This window comes from Peribacillus sp. NPDC006672 (assembly GCF_050274955.1).
Classification (GTDB): domain Bacteria; phylum Bacillota; class Bacilli; order Bacillales; family DSM-1321; genus Peribacillus.
Genome location: NZ_JBNNOR010000009.1, coordinates 212,708 through 230,764, shown reverse-complemented (window position 1 = coordinate 230,764; position 18,057 = coordinate 212,708). Strand labels below are relative to the sequence as shown.

Annotated in this window: 12 protein-coding genes and 1 pseudogene; 11 read left to right on the top strand and 2 right to left on the bottom strand. The window is 37.1% G+C overall.

What is annotated here, in order from left to right; genetic code table 11:
* Positions 1–137: 137 nt before the first annotated feature.
* Positions 138–1,499 (bottom strand): D-serine ammonia-lyase, encoded by a 1,362-nt coding sequence (locus tag ACQKKK_RS16640; protein ID WP_427617411.1) that lies wholly within the window; start codon positions 1,497–1,499, stop codon positions 138–140.
* Between the two features lie 151 nt (positions 1,500–1,650).
* Here ACQKKK_RS16640 and ACQKKK_RS16635 point away from each other — a divergent pair, with 151 nt between their 5' ends.
* The 6 genes from ACQKKK_RS16635 to ACQKKK_RS16610 all read left to right on the top strand — a co-directional run bounded on the left by ACQKKK_RS16635 (position 1,651) and on the right by ACQKKK_RS16610 (position 9,311).
* Positions 1,651–2,196, top strand: coding sequence for a helix-turn-helix domain-containing protein (locus ACQKKK_RS16635; RefSeq protein WP_427617409.1), 546 nt, complete (start codon positions 1,651–1,653; stop codon positions 2,194–2,196).
* 560 nt (positions 2,197–2,756) lie between these two features.
* Complete coding sequence (locus ACQKKK_RS16630) at positions 2,757–3,311, top strand: GNAT family N-acetyltransferase (RefSeq protein ID WP_427617407.1); 555 nt, start codon at positions 2,757–2,759, stop codon at positions 3,309–3,311.
* 497 nt (positions 3,312–3,808) lie between these two features.
* Complete coding sequence (locus ACQKKK_RS16625; protein ID WP_427617405.1) at positions 3,809–4,582, top strand: SDR family oxidoreductase; 774 nt, start codon at positions 3,809–3,811, stop codon at positions 4,580–4,582.
* A gap of 529 nt (positions 4,583–5,111) precedes the next feature.
* Positions 5,112–5,435: an ArsR/SmtB family transcription factor gene (locus ACQKKK_RS16620; RefSeq protein ID WP_427617403.1), complete on the top strand. Its 324-nt coding sequence runs from the start codon at positions 5,112–5,114 to the stop codon at positions 5,433–5,435.
* Complete coding sequence (locus tag ACQKKK_RS16615) at positions 5,436–5,834, top strand: SRPBCC family protein (RefSeq protein ID WP_427617464.1); 399 nt, start codon at positions 5,436–5,438, stop codon at positions 5,832–5,834. It begins immediately after the preceding gene.
* Positions 5,835–6,140: 306 nt separating this feature from the next.
* The gene (locus tag ACQKKK_RS16610; protein ID WP_427617401.1) at positions 6,141–9,311 is read left to right on the top strand and encodes an ATP-binding cassette domain-containing protein; all 3,171 of its coding nucleotides are present in this window, start codon (positions 6,141–6,143) and stop codon (positions 9,309–9,311) included.
* A 375-nt stretch (positions 9,312–9,686) separates the two neighbouring features.
* On the opposite strand, the gene ACQKKK_RS16605 is transcribed toward ACQKKK_RS16610, so the two are convergent.
* Complete coding sequence (locus ACQKKK_RS16605) at positions 9,687–11,102, bottom strand: sigma-54 interaction domain-containing protein (RefSeq protein ID WP_427617399.1); 1,416 nt, start codon at positions 11,100–11,102, stop codon at positions 9,687–9,689.
* Between the two features lie 523 nt (positions 11,103–11,625).
* Between ACQKKK_RS16605 and ACQKKK_RS16600 the strand changes: the two genes are divergently transcribed.
* The 5 genes and pseudogenes from ACQKKK_RS16600 to ACQKKK_RS16580 all read left to right on the top strand — a co-directional run.
* Entirely contained in the window at positions 11,626–12,090 is a 465-nt protein-coding gene (locus tag ACQKKK_RS16600; RefSeq protein ID WP_427617397.1) for a 2,4'-dihydroxyacetophenone dioxygenase family protein, read from the top strand.
* 357 nt (positions 12,091–12,447) lie between these two features.
* Entirely contained in the window at positions 12,448–13,344 is an 897-nt protein-coding gene (locus tag ACQKKK_RS16595; protein WP_427617395.1) for a 3-hydroxyacyl-CoA dehydrogenase, read from the top strand.
* A 76-nt stretch (positions 13,345–13,420) separates the two neighbouring features.
* On the top strand, positions 13,421–14,788 hold the full coding sequence (locus ACQKKK_RS16590; protein ID WP_427617393.1) for an MFS transporter: 1,368 nt from the start codon (positions 13,421–13,423) through the stop codon (positions 14,786–14,788).
* A gap of 107 nt (positions 14,789–14,895) precedes the next feature.
* Positions 14,896–16,326 carry an IS4 family transposase gene (locus ACQKKK_RS16585; protein WP_427617391.1) on the top strand — a complete coding sequence of 477 codons (1,431 nt, stop codon included), beginning with the start codon at positions 14,896–14,898 and terminating at the stop codon, positions 16,324–16,326.
* Positions 16,327–16,542: 216 nt separating this feature from the next.
* Positions 16,543–17,614 (top strand): annotated as a pseudogene (locus ACQKKK_RS16580) (IS4 family transposase); the annotation flags it as partial.
* Positions 17,615–18,057: the final 443 nt, after the last annotated feature.

Sequence of the window (18,057 nt, the reverse complement as noted above, 5' to 3'; positions counted from 1 at the left end):
AAGAAGATGGCCAACTGGACTTGGCAAGGGCCAGAAAAGGTCTAAATAATGACCTGGAGAGGTCAACTATTCTTATAACAGCTTCAAATCCAAATGAAAAATCAAAAAGGCACTGGGTTAAACAACCCCATGTTAAATTACTTCTGTTTCTCTAACGCTAATTTCAACCCTTTTTGATAATATTGCGTCATCATTTCTTCAGGAACCATGCTTCCACCAGTCCCCCAAATAATATGTGTAGCTTCACTCATCTTGTCTGTTAAACTATGCTTCTGTAAATAATCGATGCCTTCTTTACATAATTTACTTGGTCCTATCATGCCTGCTAGTGCAGAAGGTTCTAAATGGATCCCCTCTGTATCGACTAGTTCTTTTAGCAACTTATACAACTGTTCATCGCTAACCGTATAATTACCACTTAAAAAAGGTTCAATAGTTTTACCCACAAACCCTGATGGCTTTCCTACAGCAAGTCCATCCGCGTCTGTTACATTATCGATACCAACATCTTGTACAGAAACTTTATCATGTAGTCCAGTCATTAAACCGAGTAGCATGCATGGTGAGTGGGTAGGTTCTGCAAAGAAACAGTGAATATGGTCTTGATACAATAATTTCAAACCAAAAGCTACGCCTCCAGGACCACCACCTACTCCACATGGAAGGTAAACAAACAAAGGATGATTTTCATCTACAATTATCTCTAGCTCTTCTAATTGTTTCTTCAAACGAGATGCAGCCACTGCATATCCTAAAAATAGGTCGTGGGAATTTTCATCATCCACAAAATAACATGTTGGGTCACTATCTGCTTGGGTTCGGCCTTCCTCTACAGCTTTACTATAATCAGCTTCATATTCAATGACAGTGACATTTTTGCTTCTAAGCAAATCTTTTTTCCACTGCTTTGCATCAGCTGACATATGAACAGAAACATTAAAACCTAACTTTGCACTGATGATGCCAATACTAAGTCCTAAATTTCCAGTCGAGCCTACTGCGATTGAATATTTTGAGAAAAGGGTTCGGAACCTATCACTATCTAAAATCGAATAATCATCTTGAATGGTTAACAATTGATGTTGGAAAGCTAGTTCTTCCGCATGTTTGAGAATTTCATAAATCCCGCCTCTTGCTTTAATGGATCCTGATATAGGAAGGTGACTATCGCATTTCAGTAATAATTCTCCTAATATAGGTTGTTGATAATGCTGTTCCAAGGATTGTTTCATAGAAGGAACTCTCACTAAAGGAGATTCTATGATACCATTCGTTTCTTTTGTTTCAGGGAAAACCTTTGCGATATAGGGAGCAAAACGTTCCAACCTATCCTCTGCATCTTTTACATCTTCTTGAGTAAGGGGGGATTTTTTAATTCCCGTTTGAAATTTTTCGACATTTGGATTCAGCCAAAATACTTCATCCATCGAAATGAGCTTGTTTAGTAAAGGATATTGGTCTTTCCATGTTTGTATTTCTTTGCTTTCAATCTCTTTCATTTGTTTGATCCTCCTAATTTTCTTGTAACACGTTGTTTTATAAATTATAATTAAATAAAATTTAATACAGTTTAACACACAATCATCTCTGTGTTAATTTATATTTACTTTTTTGAAATGAAATTTAACAACTTGTTAAGGAGTATCGATTATGGAAAATATAGATATTGGTAAGAAAGTTGAAAAATATAGAAAAGCTAAAGGCTTGAGTAGTAGAGAGTTAGCAAAACTAGCTGAAATTACACCTTCAATGTTAAGCCAAATTGAACGAGGTTTGGCGAATCCTTCTATTCAAACCCTAAAGGTTTTAGCTAAAACCCTGAATGTTCCAACTTTTAGTTTTTTACTTGAAGAAATAATTACGGAGGATTTGATCGTTAGGTCCAGTAAACGTAAGAAAATGATCATTGATAATTTATCTTATGAGTTATTGTCACCTGATTTTACGGGTAATTTAGCAACAGCGATTATGAAAGTTCCTTCGAATATTTCTTCGTCAGAAAAGCTTCTAGAACATAAAGGAGAGGAAGTAGCATTTATTTTGGATGGGAAAATTAAGCTGTATTTAGGCGAAGAAGAATTTCTTTTAGAAGCTGGTGATAGTGTGAAAATACCAGCAAATTTGAAACATAAATGGGAAAATAATTTTAGTCAAAATGCAGTTGTATTATTTTCAGTAACTCCACCTGCGTTTTAATGTAAAAATGTTAAATGTAATATTTTTCTACAAACGGGAGCGATTCTTGATGAAGGATCGCTTTTCTTAATGAACTCCCATGAAAATTAAAAAAGCACAATATCTAGATAGACCCAGTAAAAACGCTTTTTTAAAAAAAACTGAGCATTATGAGTGATCTGATTGAGTTTGGTAAATCGCTAAACAAAAAACTTCAATTATAGCAAATTAAGTAGAGGCTAGCGCCATGACCAAAATACTACCCATAAGGGGCGTGACAGTCGGTGGTACACAGTGGTCGTCGGAGTCAGACTTACGGATGATTCAAAGGCACCATAGTTCAATGACCTTCTTCGCCAGCCATTAAAACATTAACGACATAGAGGCCAATTTTCATTCTCTGTGGTGAAGCACTGATTTGTGCCCTTCATGAATGGCTAACGGGGCGATTTAGTTGAAGAAGGAATAAGTTGCAAAAAGGGATTATTACTGTTAAGGCGAATAGTTAAATAATTGGATTTGTTTTGAAAGGAAGAGATTTTAAGAGTTAAGAAAAGACGTAATTAGAAAGGTTGTTCTATTTGAACAAATTTGACTGTATTTCAGAAACGGAAAGATTAGTAATAAGACCATTAAAAGAAGATGATTTTAAAAATTGGCTTAGCGAATTTTTAAATAGACTTCCATCTCAACACAGATATGATCAAGGGAAGATTGATATGAGTGAATGTACAGTGGAATGGTTTACCAACTTAGTGGAAAAACATCAAGAATTAGCAGTGAATGATATAGCATATGTTTTTGGTGTCTTTAGGAAAGAAGACGGTACACATCTTGGAACGATAGATTTCTCCACCTTAGCGAGAAATGACTTTCAATGGGGTAGGATAGGTTACACTATTCATAATCAATATTGGAGAAATGGTTATTGTAAAGAGGCAGTAAAAGAAGCCCTAAATATCGCCTTTAAAGACTTGAATTTCCACCGAATTGAGGCTCATATAAACATAGACAACACACCTTCTTATAATTTAGCAGAGAATGTAGGAATGGAATATGAATGCATAAGAAAAGGATTTATTTTTGAATTTGGAGAATGGACTGATAATCTGGTTTATTACATAAATTCGAAATAGAAAATTCTTCACTACCAGTTTCGGTAGTTGAGATCCGGGGCTGATTTAGTGGCCTTTTTGCTTAATGAACTCCCATGAAAATTAAAAAAGCACAATATCTAGATAGACCCAGTAAAAACGCTTTTTTTTAAAAGGCTGAGCATTATGAGTGATCTGATTGAGTTTGGTAAATCGCTAAACAAAAACCTTAGCAAATTAAGTAGAGGCTAGCGCGACAGTCGGTGGTACACAGTGGTCGTCGGAGTCAGACTTACGGATGATTCAAAGGCACCATAGTTCAACGACCTTCTTCGCCAGCCATTAAAACATTATCGACATAGAGGCCAATTTTCATTCTCTGTGGTGAAGCACTGATTTGTGCCCTTCATGAATGGCTAACGGGTTCGTTAGTTTAAGATCGGAGCTGTCTTTAAGGTAGCTCTTTCTTTATGCAACTTTCGGAGCAGGTTAGTGAAGCATTAAGACTTAAATTTACTTTTGAAATGGAGGAATTTAAAATGGACCAATTAAAAGGGAAAATTGCAATTATTACGGGTGTAAGCCGTCTTAAAGGGATTGGAGCTGCTATTTGTAAGGAGTTAGCTGAATCGGGTTATCATATATTTTTTACTTATTGGACGGAATATGATAAAAAAATGCCTTGGAGCATTGAATTAGATGAGCCCATGAAATTAAAAGAAGAATTAATAAAAAAGGGTATCAAGGTATCATGTATGGAGTTGGATTTAACTCAATATGATGCACCTGAACAACTTATAAATAGAGTTTCTGAACAACTTGGTTATCCTGATATCTTGATTAATAACGCAGCATACTCAACTAACAACGATTTTTCTAATTTAACTGCCGAAGAATTAGATAAACATTACATGGTAAATGTTCGTGCAACGACACTATTAAGTAGTAAATTTGCTCAAAGCTTTGATAAGAAATCAGGTGGAAGAATAGTCAATATTACTTCAGGTCAGTTTCAGGGACCAATGCCTGGCGAATTAGCATATGCAACAACAAAAGGAGCAGTTGATGCTCTAACTATTACATTGTCGGCTGAGCTAGCCCCTTTGGGAATAACGGTTAATGCATTAAATCCAGGTCCAACTGATACAGGGTGGATGACAGAGGAAATAAAAAATGAATTAAAACCGATGTTTCCTTTCGGTAGAATAGGAAAACCGAGAGATGTTGCAAAAACTATTAAATTTCTAGTGAGCGATGAAGCAGATTGGATTACAGGTCAGATTATTCATTCAGAAGGTGGATTTAAAAGGTAAATTAAACGAAAAAAGGCTTTAGTTCTAGAACCTTTTTGTTGTATTGAATTCTAGGATAAATATCAATTTGTGAAAAAATGTACTTAAACTAACATGAAAATTAAACACTAATAATCAGTAAAAAGACCATATTAAATAAAACGCAAACTTCAATTTTTTGAAAAAGAGCAGCGCCCTATTAAAGTTCTCCAAATAAATCGGTGGTTAGGATGCTTCTGATATATTTACGGTATATCCTAAGTTTTCTAACCTTCGGACCGAATTTCGTACAATGGAAGTCTGTTTTTGTTTATCAAAATAATCTTCACCTAAGTCTACATACATTTCTTTTCTAGTTTAAAGATAATAAGAAATTCTTAACATGACGTGGGCAACGACAATTCCAGCTCTTTTTCTTCCTTTTCGCTCGGCTGTCCGTCTGTATAGAGCGCCTAATGTCATTATGTCAAAAATAAAAATTGACTGGACACCAATTGGTGTCTTATAATAAAGACACCAATTGGTGTCCAATTTATAAGGGAGGGTGATTTTGAACGAGAAAAATCAAGAGCGTGATGTTTATGTAGCCATTGCTGACCCAACCAGACGTAAATTGCTACGCTTGTTGGCAGATGCAGAAGAGTTACCTCTTCACGAATTAACTGTTCAATTTCAAATGGGTCGTACCGCTGTTTCTAAACATTTGGCCATTCTTAAAGAAGTTGGTCTAGTTGCTGACCGAAAGGTTGGTAGAGAAACAAGGTATCGGCTAAATGCGGCTCCATTAAGAGAAATTAAGGATTGGGTAGCCTTTTACGAGAAATTTTGGAAGGAAAAAGTGGTGCTTTTAAAAAAATTATTAGAGGAGGAATAAATAATGGCAGAATTGTCATTGGATTTTCAGTTTACAAGTTCAATCAATAAGGTGTGGAACGCATTAACAGATTCGGATACTCTTGCAAAATGGATAATGGAAAATGATTTTAAACCAGTCGTAGGGCACCGTTTCCAGTTTCGCACTCAGCCGACCGAATGGTGGAGTGGAATTATTGACGGCGAAGTGCTTATCGTGGACGCACCAAACCGGTTGTCCTATACTTGGATCAGCGGAGAGGAGCATACCGTCACCTGGACGCTACAGGATTTAGGGGACGGAAAAGTTAACCTTCATCTCGAACAAACCGGAATCTCAAATGCTCAGGCAGCCGAAGGCGCTAAGTATGGCTGGACTAACTGGTTCGGCGAGTTCGAAAAAGTGTTAGAGGAAATGTAAGACCAAACCTCTGAACCTGTTTTTTTAGTATTAAGCTAACGAATAGGAAAAAGCAAACGGCTCGGTATAGGACTGAGCCGTTTGCTTTTTTAGTACAATTAGTATATAAAACACATTACAATTCAGGTCCAATTTTGATTAATGAAATATACCGAAATAAGGAGTTGTTTCATAATGAAAAAGGCTACACCTATTAAGATTTCGTCTACAAGGAATGAATTTGTCGATTCGAAAAAAACACAACAAATTCATTTGAAGCTGTACTAACAAGGCCATACTAAATTTAGAGAATGGAGAGGATATCCGATGAAAATAAATCAATTAATGGCCAACAATATTAAGCGTTTAGATGCCGTCTTGCCGGAAGATCAATCGTTAGGAATTGCTGGCTTGTCCGGATCTGGTAAAACCACGTTTTGTCAAACCATTGGTGAAGAATCCAAGAAGCGTCTCGTTTCCTTATTGCCTAAGGCTGAATATCAGTATTTGTTTTCTAATATAATGGAAACGAATTTTAGTGCCATCAAGATGGAAGAAATGCCTTTAGTTCTTTTTCTAGGGAAATCATCGATTTCTTCCAATCCGCGTTCAACGATTGGCACCCATACGGGTGTTTTTAAAGAGATTCGTGAGAGACTTGCTGAAAAATTCAATCTTTCTCCAGAAGTTTTTTCATTTAATAATGCATTAGGCTGGTGTCCTAAGTGTAAAGGGCGCGGTACTACCAAAAATGTCGAATGTGAAAAGTGTGAAGGCAGGCGCTATAACCCAGAAGTTGAGCAATATAAGATAGAATTATTGGATAAACCACATAGTATTTCCGATATCAACAACTTAAGCATCGAAACGATTCTTTCACTTGCGAACACATTACATATTAGTGAAGCGAAACAACATATTCTTCAAAATATACTCAATATGAATATTGGTTATTTAAGTATAAACCGTATTATGGGGACGGTATCAGGGGGAGAATTAACACGGCTTTACTTGGCCGAATTTATGGCAACGAGTGAAAATACCGTGATCATCATTGATGAAATCTCCGTCGGTCTTGATCATCAAACACTTTTAAAAATTTTGGAACAGATTAAACAATTAGGCTATAAAAATCAAATTTGGCTCATTGATCACTCAGACACGGTGTTAGATAGCACAAATGAACAATTATTCTTTGGACCTGGCAGCGGGAAATATGGCGGGGAAATTGTTGAGGAATCACCACGTCCCAAGCCAATCAGCTGGGAACGAAATGAAGCAACGCCTACGGAATACTATCAATTTCATGATCTTTACTGTCGTAATATTCAAATGGAGGAAATCCGGATTCCAAAGAATAGACTCGTTACCTTTACGGGTGAGTCAGGTTGCGGTAAATCTACACTTGTCAATGAATGTATTTCCAAGGATTTTCAGGAGCGATATCCAAAGGATAAGCTGGTCATGGTTGGGCAGGACCGAAACAAATCGATTACCAGTCGATCAACTGTTGCGACGTTTCTTGATATTAAAAAGAAACTCACCAAATATAGTGATGAAATTGATGATATTTTTCAGCGTTCGATAGAAGATATCATCGAAGAAATGCCAACTGAAGACATCGCTCATAAACGCTTGAGCTTATTGGTCAAACTTGGGCTTGGTTATTTGACGTTAGAAAGAAAAACACAAACACTATCGACAGGTGAATTTCAATGTGTCCATTTAGTTTCTGAGCTGTTCGCGAAGACAAGAAACCCGCACACGCTGTTTATTTTTGACGAGCCTTCAAAAGGATTATCGCAAAATATTTTAAACCAATTCATCGATAGTATTAGAGTCATTCTTGAGGATGAATCGGTCTCAATCATCATGATTGAACATAATGGTTATATGCTGGAAAGCTCGGATTTTATCGTTGATTTTGGTAAAAGACAGCTTGCACCTGTCAAACATCTTGACGTTGTCAGTCATGATGATCACTATCGCCACAAAAACAATGAGGATCGAGTGGAACCATTGCATATCTCTTCCACACTCCGGTCAAAAAATGGCATCAATTACTTAGATGAAAATCATCTGGATTACTTTAAAAAGGCAGAGAATGTCTATAAAGGCGGCATTTTAAAAAGCTTATCACCAATTGCCCGTGTGATTTATGGTGAATACGAGTCAGACACGATTGCACCTGTGATCGCCATCGATCTTGAACGGCACTTGTACAGTCAATATACATTTCTTTATGAAGTGGGCGGAATGATCAACCATCTTGTGGCAGCACATCCGACCAATAAAGATACAAGAAGCTTTGATTTCTATTCTGCAGAAAATCATTGTCCAAGCTGTTCAGGCCGCCGGGTCATTGAAAAATTTGACTTTGATGTCGTCATTCAAGACAAAAACGTGCCATTCTGGGATGGCTTATTACATCCAGACGTGATGGAAGTATTAAAATATTATCAATACCCAAAACTGCAATTCCTGTTTGATGAGATCAAGAATGAACTCGGTCACGACATTAGTAAAAGCTATAATGAGATGACAGATGCCGAAAAGCAGACCTTCTTATATGGGTATTGGGAAAAGTCCTTTTATGATAAAGCAGGCAAGGCATCAAGAACATGGGAAGGATTCAATTTCATCATCGGGCGTTATATGTCCATATCAAAATCGATCATTAAAGAGCAGATGAAAGCATCAAAAGAGATGATTACCTGTCCAGTCTGTCAAGGAACTGTCCTACACCATCATAAAAAACTAACATTTGGTGACACAGATATTCGTGAGATCATTCAAAAGCCAATTGATCAAGTTATCGAAATAGTAGGGAAGCTGCCAGAGCTGGAAAAACTAAAAGCGATTGTGGGCGGCGATATCGCACTCACTGATGATGTCTCATTCCTTCCTCGGGAAACAAAAGCAGCGTTGAAAATGCTCGAACTGGAACTAGCTAGCTTCGTTGGCTATGAAGTGGTTTTACAAAACACCTTACCATTCTGGGACAGCATTAAAGGCAATATCGAAGCAATCAGCAGCAAAAATCAGATCACCATCTGTGACTTTGCCAATATTAACGAAACAAGAGAAACCATTATTGATAAATATTTCACCAATGGCAAATACAAAAAACTAACCTATGTCTATGAAGCATTTGGCTACAAAAAAATTGTTACCCAAATCAATAAAATTAAAGCAAGTCATAAATGCCCATTCTGTAATGGGAAGAAAGTCATTTCAGAAGATAACATCCATGACGGTGTGTATAAATTAACGATACCCTGTGTAAGTTGTCATGCCAGTGGCATCGATGGTGAAGGGCGTAAAGCAATCGTCGAGGGCATCGACGTGCAAACCTGGTTAACAGGGGAAGTAAAAGATGCCGTGGCTGAAAGTGAACATACCGAGGCCGTTGCCGATATTCGGATTTTCGCACGGATTCGTGAATTGAACAAACGAGATATGATGGCGGTTTATCAATATCTTGAGCATAATGATTAAAATATACTGGCATTATAGTTCTGCGGCGTAAATTCCGGGATTGGGTATAAAAGAATTTGAACAATCATTAAATATTAAGATCTTCAACTATCGGCGCTTTTCTGGAGTAACGAAAAAAGTCCAATTTCTCAATTTTAATACTGAGAAATTGGGCTTTTTAATAGTGTAATTTCCTTTACGTTGTAAATCCGCATTTTCCTGACACTACCCCATGCCCATCAAGCTAATATTTTGAAGTACCCCCAAAACGAAATTTTTATCTTTCTACAGTTATTTATGTGAATTCAGCTCAATTTTTTGTTTTGGAAAAAAATAATTATTTTTTTAACTTGATGGCGATGGGGCAGGGCACCCCTGCTCAATTTTCGTCCCCGCCTAGTTCCCTTCTTTCTTGATCGCATATTTCGCCAGCCTGCGCATGAATAATGACTGGGAAACGCCTAGTGCTTTTGCTGCATCACGGGTTGTTTTATAATGATGGAATGCATGTGTGATCATTCTTGTTTCGACTCTTTCCAAAACCTCATGTAAAGAATTTCCTTCATTTGGAGAGATGGGAATCTCTTGTTCAAAGGCTGAAACGACCAAGCGTTTTGGTAAATCATCAATGGAAATCACATCCCCTTTGGCCATAATGACAAGCTGCTCAACTATGTTTTCCAATTCACGTACATTCCCGGGCAAATGATAATTTTGCAGCATTTCAACCAATTTCGTGGAAAATGTTCGTTTATGGTTATGTAAGAAATTAAATCTCTCCAAATTATGTTGAAGGAGATAAAAGATGTCTTCCTTTCGCTCGCGAAGCGGGGGAACATGAATCGGTAAAATATGGAGTCGATAATATAAATCAGCCCGGAATTTCCCTTCTTTGACCATATTCTCCAAATTGCAATTAGTAGCGGTGATGATACGCACATCGGCTTTTACCATATCGGAAGCTCCAATGGGCATGTACGTTTTATTTTGTAGCAATTGAAGGAGTTTTGGTTGTAAATGAAGGGGGAGGTCGCCGATCTCGTCCAAGAAAAGGGTGCCATTCTCCGCAAGCTTGACAAGTCCAGCTTTTCCGTTTGCATTTGCTCCTGTAAACGCCCCTTTTTTGTAGCCGAATAGTTCGGATTCTAGAAGTGATTCCGGAATCGCCGCACAATTAAGATGGATAAACGGACGGTCTTTCTGTTCACTTAAATCATGAATACGTTCAGCTATAAGTGTTTTTCCAACGCCTGTCTCACCTGTAATGATAACGGTCGTTTTCACGCCTGCCACTTTTTCAATCGTTTCCTTGAGTATGTCATGGACCTTACTTTGTCCGATAAAAGAAGGGACTTCTTTGGTTCTTACAAGTTTTGTTTTGAGCTTTTGCAATTCGTGTAAATAAAACCGGAGAGTAGATTCCAATTCTTCAATTTTAATTTTGGAACTGTAATAGTCGAAATCCGGAATGTCATAACCAAATGCGATTGCATATTTTAGTTCACCATTCTCATCCAAAATAAGATGTCCTGCTGCCACTCCTTTTCCGTCTCCGACATCTTGGATAACGTTTACATTTTGTTTCTTATCCAACACCATTTTTGTCACAGACGGCTTGAAGACCCCCTCTTTTTCCAATTCAAAGACGCTTCTTCCGATTAACTCCCCTTTCTTTTTCCCAAACAGCTTGCAGCTCATATCGCTGACAAAAAGAGTCGTTCCGTTCTTATCGGTTATGTAAATAGGTTTATTCAGATAGTTCATGATTTTGCAGAAATATTCCGGTTCGATGGTCAATATATCTTGCTTCATTACTTATCTCTCCTTTAGATGGCGTATGGATCCAATTTTTTTGCATCGAAAATGATTCAAGGTCCATCATTACTTGAGCAAAGCTGATTCAAAAACGATTCATTTGAATCGAATTTATAAAAATTATACCCTAGTAATTCAGAAAATTCACACTAAAAACAACTCATTCCGGCCTTTTGTTCATTGTAAAAAGATCTTTTTCTTGGCATAAAACTTGCATTAACAAATTTGTACAAACGGTAAAGGAGGAAATAAGATGCATAAGAAAACAAGAAACAAGAAACAAGAAAATCATGCTAAGAAGTTATTCTTGCTGGGAATCTGAAAAAAACGGACAGTGGATAGACTTTAATAAAGTAAACATTGGAGTGGAGTAAAACAATTGTGAAGGGTTCGTCTAATACGGGGCTTTGATAATTGAGGCTACGCTCTTGCCATACGCAATTATTGGCAGTAGCTGAAGGCAAATCAATCTTGAGAGAGATAGCCAAATATAAATGGAAAGAGGGGAATAATCATGAGAATGACAAACCACGTACTAGCGTCTAATTATATTGACTCGAAGAAGTTGCCTTGGGTTCCTACTGGATTAGGTGGTATGGAAACAAAATTATGTAAGGTAAATCCCATAACAGGTCAATATATTGTGCTCACCAAAAGCCCTGGAGGTGACCAAAACGTACCTGCCCACCTTCATCATGGCACTGTTATTGTCTATACTATTCAAGGTAAATGGAAGTATGTTGAAGATGAATGGGTATCAGGACCAGGGGACGTGGTATTTGAACCATCTGGTTCACTGCATAGACCAGTGGCTATATCTCAAGATGAAGAGGTAATAACATTCACTATCATTGATGGTGCACTTGAATTCAAAGATGAAGACGGCAACACCTTATTTACTAGCAATTGGCAAACTACATTAGAGAAATATCACGAATATTGTGCGAAAAAAGGTATCGAACCGGTCGATGTAACAAGATTTTAATTCAATCCATTTTCATTACTTATGATACTAGAGTCTTCATCTCATGGGACAATCGCTTTAGAAGGGGTATTTCTCTCTAAATCAAAAAGAGCAAAGGTTGGTCTCCTTAAGTTCTCTATTCGGGAAGACTGATCATTTTATCTGCAAGATTTATATTAAATTTAAACCACACAACAATACAGATTTTTGAAGGCATAAATATCGTGCCTTCAAAAATCGTGACAAAATACAACCATGCATATGGATGAGAATACACTACTTTAGTCATTTGGTTAATAGGTTCCACCTGTAAATCTTCAAAATCTTTCAGAACAAGTGAAAGAACATAAGTAGGAGATGAAAAGGAGATTGAAAAAAATGAAATATACGAATATAACAGTTGCTGGTAGTGGTGTTTTAGGAAGTCAGATTGCCTATCAAACGGCGTTTAAGGGATTCAATGTAACCGTATACGACATTAATGAAGAAGCTTTAGAGCGTGCACAGGATAGAATTATAAATTTAACGCAGCGTTATCAAGAAGATTTAGGAGCTTCAGAGGAAGAAGTCAATTCAGCCTATAATCGCATTTCTTTTTTCTATGATTTATCAAAAGCAGTGTCCCATGCTGACCTATTGATTGAAGCCATTCCTGAAGTCGTTCAAATTAAAACTGATTTTTATAAGGAGTTAGGGAAAGTAGCACCTGAAAAAACTATTTTTGCGACAAACTCTTCTACATTATTACCAAGCCAATTTGCGGAAGCGACAGGCCGTCCAGAAAAATTTTTAGCTTTACATTTTGCAAATGAAATTCGGAAAAACAATACAGCAGAAATCATGAAACACCAGCAAACCGACATGAAAGTGTTTAATGAAGTGATTGAATTTGCAAAAGCGATTGGGATGGTGGCCATTCCTCTATATAAAGAACAACCAGGATATATTCTAAATACTTTATTAGGTCCGTTTTTGGCCGCTGCTACTTATTTGGTAATGAAAGGGATTTCTGATCCAGAAACAGTTGATAAGACTTGGATGGCAGCGACTGGGGCTCCGATAGGTCCGTTTGGCGCTTATGATGTTATTGGTTTTACGACTCCATACAATGCCCTTATTGAAAAAGCAAAGACTGGTGATAAAGAAACTGTTAAAGTTGCTAAGTGGTTAAAAACAGAGTTTATCGATAAAGGAAAACTTGGAAGAGAATCAGGAGAAGGATTCTACAAATATCCCCATCCTCATTACATGGAACCAGATTTTTTAAAAAATTAAATAGGAAAGTCATTTGTATACTGACTAGCCAGTCTTCTTGGATAGAATGATAAAATTTTTATAAGGAGAGATGGTTATGTTAACACAAGAAGAAAGAGAGCAACCATTGAATTTAGAATTAGAAAAACCAAGAATAAAAGAAATGTGGGCGTATGGCCTGGCTGCCTATGGTATTTTTTCTATCTGGACGCTAATTGGTACATTTTTAACATTTTACTACACAGAAATTGTTGGATTGACCGGGGTTGTAGTAGGAACACTCATGTTAGTCACGCGAATTTTTGATGGGGTAACCGATATAGGAATGGGCGTAATTGTTGATAAAACGAATTCAAAACATGGAAAAGCCCGTCCTTGGTTACTTTGGATGGCCTTTCCATTTGGGATTTCGACCGTATTTTTGTTTAGTGTTCCTGATATCGGGATGGAAGGAAAGATCATTTATGCCTATGTAACTTATATGTTGTTTGTAATTGCTTATACTGCTGTTTCCATCCCATATAAAACATTATTAGGACTGATGACTCAACACCAACATAGTCGTTCTTTATCAAACGTTTATTCATCCATTCTAACTCTAGCTGGAACACTCTTCGTAGTTATTTTAACCCAACCAATATCAAAAGCCATAGGTTGGCCAGCTCTTGTTTCCATTTATGCATTATTATCAATGGTTACCATCTATGGTACTTTCCGTTCAACAAAGGAAAGGGTAGGATCGACTACATCTCAAGAAGAAAAGGTATCGATATCAGCAGGAGTGAAATCATTATTTAAAAATAAGTATTGGGTTATTATCACCGCATATGGTTTTACTTACTATGCCATGCATGGAGTTATTATTGGTGTTGCTTTATATTATGCGACTTGGATTTTAAAGGATGGTGACCTTTTTCCACTCCTTGCCTTTTCTTTGATGGGACCAATGCTATTGGGTGTTTTCATAGTTGGTAGGTTAGTATCTAGATTAGGGAAGAGGAATACAGTTCTGATTGGTAATATTCTTTTAATTATTAGTTTGTTGGTTAAAATGATTAACCCATACGATCTAACAACATTTTTAATCGGTAATATCGTCACAGGTCTTGGTTTCGCGCCAACCTCTGCGTTATTATTCGCAATGACTAACGACACAGTTGAATACGGAGAATATAAATCGGGGCAAAGAACAATTGGTTTAGTAAACAGTGGTTTAAGTTTTGGAATAAAAGTCGGATCAGGACTTGGTCTTGCATTAATTGGTTGGTTATTGGGATATGGAGGATATGTTGGAGGGGCAAGTGTACAGACGTCATTAGCACTTCAAATGATAATAGCCCTAAACATATATGTTCCAATAGGATTAGCCATTATTACGATCCTGCTTCTGCTATTATTTAATCTTGATAAACAATATTCAACGATATTAGCGGAACTTCATAAAAGAAAATCCAAATCTTTATAAAGGGGTAAAGCCGCATGCCCATCAAGCTAAGTTAAAACATTACCTCTGAAAATGAAAATAAGCTATGCTTATCGTAAGAAGTTTACGAGAAAAGATGGTGTTTTTTTATGAATCCTATTATCTCTAGTGAACTGACACTTTTTGCACAAGAATTACAACGTTTTCTATCTCCTATAATCCTACAAGAAATCGCCAAACAAGTGGGTTTTGTACAGCGATCTAGTAAGTATCAAGCAGATGAACTCATCGCCCTTTGTGTTTGGCTCAGCCAAGAAGTCGCTAGTACATCACTTACGCAACTATGTAGTTGTTTGGAGGCTTCGACGGGTGTATTAATGAGCCAAGAGGGGCTCAATCAACGCTTTAATCCTGCAGCTGCCGCATTCCTCCGAGAAGTCTTTACCTCACTCCTAACAAAAAAACTCTGTTTAAATCAATCGCTTTCTTCACACATGATTTCTGCTTTCGAACGTATTCGGATTTTAGATGCAACTGTGTTTCAGCTACCTGATCATTTTGCCACTGATTATCAAGGCTCTGGAGGGAGTAGTAATACTGCAGGAGTGAAAATCCAATTGGAATACGATTTACTGAGTGGACAATTTTTAAACGTGCAACTTGGACCAGGAAAGAATAATGATAAAACATACGGTACTATCTGCCTTGAAACTGTAGAGGCAGGTGATTTATGTTTGCGTGATCTTGGTTACTTCGATTTAGGAGACTTACAAACCATTCATGATAAAGAGGCTTATTATATCTCGCGGTTGAAGCTAAATACCCGCATCTATATCAAGAATCCTGAGCCAGAATTCTTCAACAATGGCACGTTAAAAAAGCAGACAGAATACACCCAGCTTGATATGGTACAAATAATGTCTGGTCTAACTCCCGGTAAAACGATGGACATTCCAGAGGCATACATAGGACAAAATCAGAAGCTTCCAGCACGTGTCATTATCCATCGTTTAACCGACGATCAAACGCAAACACGCCTTAAAAACCAAACGATACGAGAAAAGAAGAAAGGCGTTGTTATGAAGGAGAAAAGTAAGCACTTGATGGGCATGAATGTCTATATCACGAATACATCGCCAGAAGAAGTTCCCACTAATTATGTCCACTCCCTCTACTCCCTGCGGTGGCAAATTGAGATTTTATTTAAAACATGGAAGTCATTCTTTGAAATCGATGAGTGCAAAACAATTAAAAAGGAACGCCTTGAGTGCCATTTATATGGCCAGCTCATCAGCATTCTCTTCTGTTCTTCTACCATGTTTCAAATGCGACAGTTACTTCTAGAGAAGAAAAAGAAGGAATTGAGTGAATACAAAGCGATTTACATGATTAAAGATTACTTTCCGTTACTGTTTCAAGCGATAGCAGTTGGTACAGAAAAACTTTTGAAAATTTTGCATCGCCTTTATCAGTTGCTCAAAAAGAACGGTCGTAAATGTCATCGGTATAAGAAGATGACTGTCTTTGATATTCTTGGGGTTGTGTATGAAACGGCGGTGAAGGATAGACAAGCTGCATAGCAAAAAATTGCATTTTAATAGGTTTCTTTGCCATGCCTACCTTTCCATTTCTGTCTAATTTTGAAACAAGGAACATTTATATCTAGTAATTTCCGTTCTTAGCTTGATGGGCATGGGTCCTACCACATGCCCATCAAGCTAGTAAAAACAATACCTTCAATAACGAAAAAACGCTATGCTTATCGTAAGAAGTTTACGAGAAAGGATGGTTTTTTTATGAATCCTATCACCTATAGTGAACTGACACTTTTTGCGAAAGAATTACAACGCTTTCTATCTCCATTAGTCCTACAAGAAACTGCCAAACAGTTGGGCTTTGTACAGCGATCTAGTAAGTATCATGCAGCTGAACTCATCGCCCTTTGCGTTTGGCTCAGCCAAGAAGTCGCTAGTACATCACTTACACAATTATGTAGTCGTTTAGAGGCTTCGACGGTTGTACTAATGAGCCCAGAAGGGCTGAATCTACGCTTTAATCCAGCAGTTGTCACATTCCTTCGAGAAGTCTTTACTTCGCTGTTAACACAAAAACTCTGTTTAAATCAATCACTTTCTTCAGACATGATTTCTACTTTCAAACGTATTCGGATTTTAGATGCGACTGTATTTCAGCTACCTGATTCCTTTGCTACAAATTATCAAGGCTCTGGAGGGAGTAGTAATACTGCAGGGGTGAAAATCAAATTGGAATACAATTTATTAAGTGGCCAATTTTTAAACGTAAAACAGGACCTGGAAAGAACAATGATAAAACATGCGATACAATTTGCCTTGAAACTGTTGAGAAAGGCGATTTATGCTTACGTGATCTTGGCTACTTTGATTTAGGAGACTTACAAGCCATTCATGATAAAGATGCTTACTATATCTCGAGATTAAAGCTTAATACACGTATTTATATCAAGAACCCTAAGCCGGAATTCTTCAACAATGGCACGATAAAAAAGCAAACAGAATACATCAAGCTTGATATGGCACAAATAATGTCCGGTCTAACTTCAGGTGAAACGATGGAATCCCCGAAGCATACATTGGCCAAAATCAGAAGCTTCCAGCACGTGTTATTATCCATCGTTTAACCGATGATCAAACGCAAACACGCCTTATAAACCAAGTAATACGAGAAAAGAAGAAAGGCATTGTCATGAAGGAGAAAAGTAAGCACTTGATGGGGATGAATGTCTATTTCACGAATTCATCGCCAGAAGAAGTTCCCACTGATTATGTCGATTCCCTCTATTCCCTGCGTTGGCAGATTAAGAGTTTATTTAAAACATGGAAGTCATTCTAAATAACAAACTAAATCGCACCCGAAATGGCAATGTGACAATAACCATTGTCACATTATTAAAAGCAATGCTGATTGTAATCTTATTTTAGGAGTCCCGCCACATTGTCATCAATCTAGTATTTTGAAGTGTCCCCAAAACAAAAATTTTCTTATTTTACAGTTATTTATAAGAATTCAGCTCATTTTTTTCGTTTTGAGGAACAACCAATTTCTTAACTTGATGGTGATGTGACGCTACAACTATAAAATCTTAAATTAAGACAAGTGATATTTCAAAAATAACCTCGTCAGAATATAAGATAAACCCATACTTTAGCAGTTAAGCATCCATAATCAATAATCAAAAAAATAATTCCACTTGTTAATAATAGATTTTTAAAAGGGAATTCATTATTTTTGTTGAACATGAATATTGTAGGCCATTTTAACGGTTTGATAAT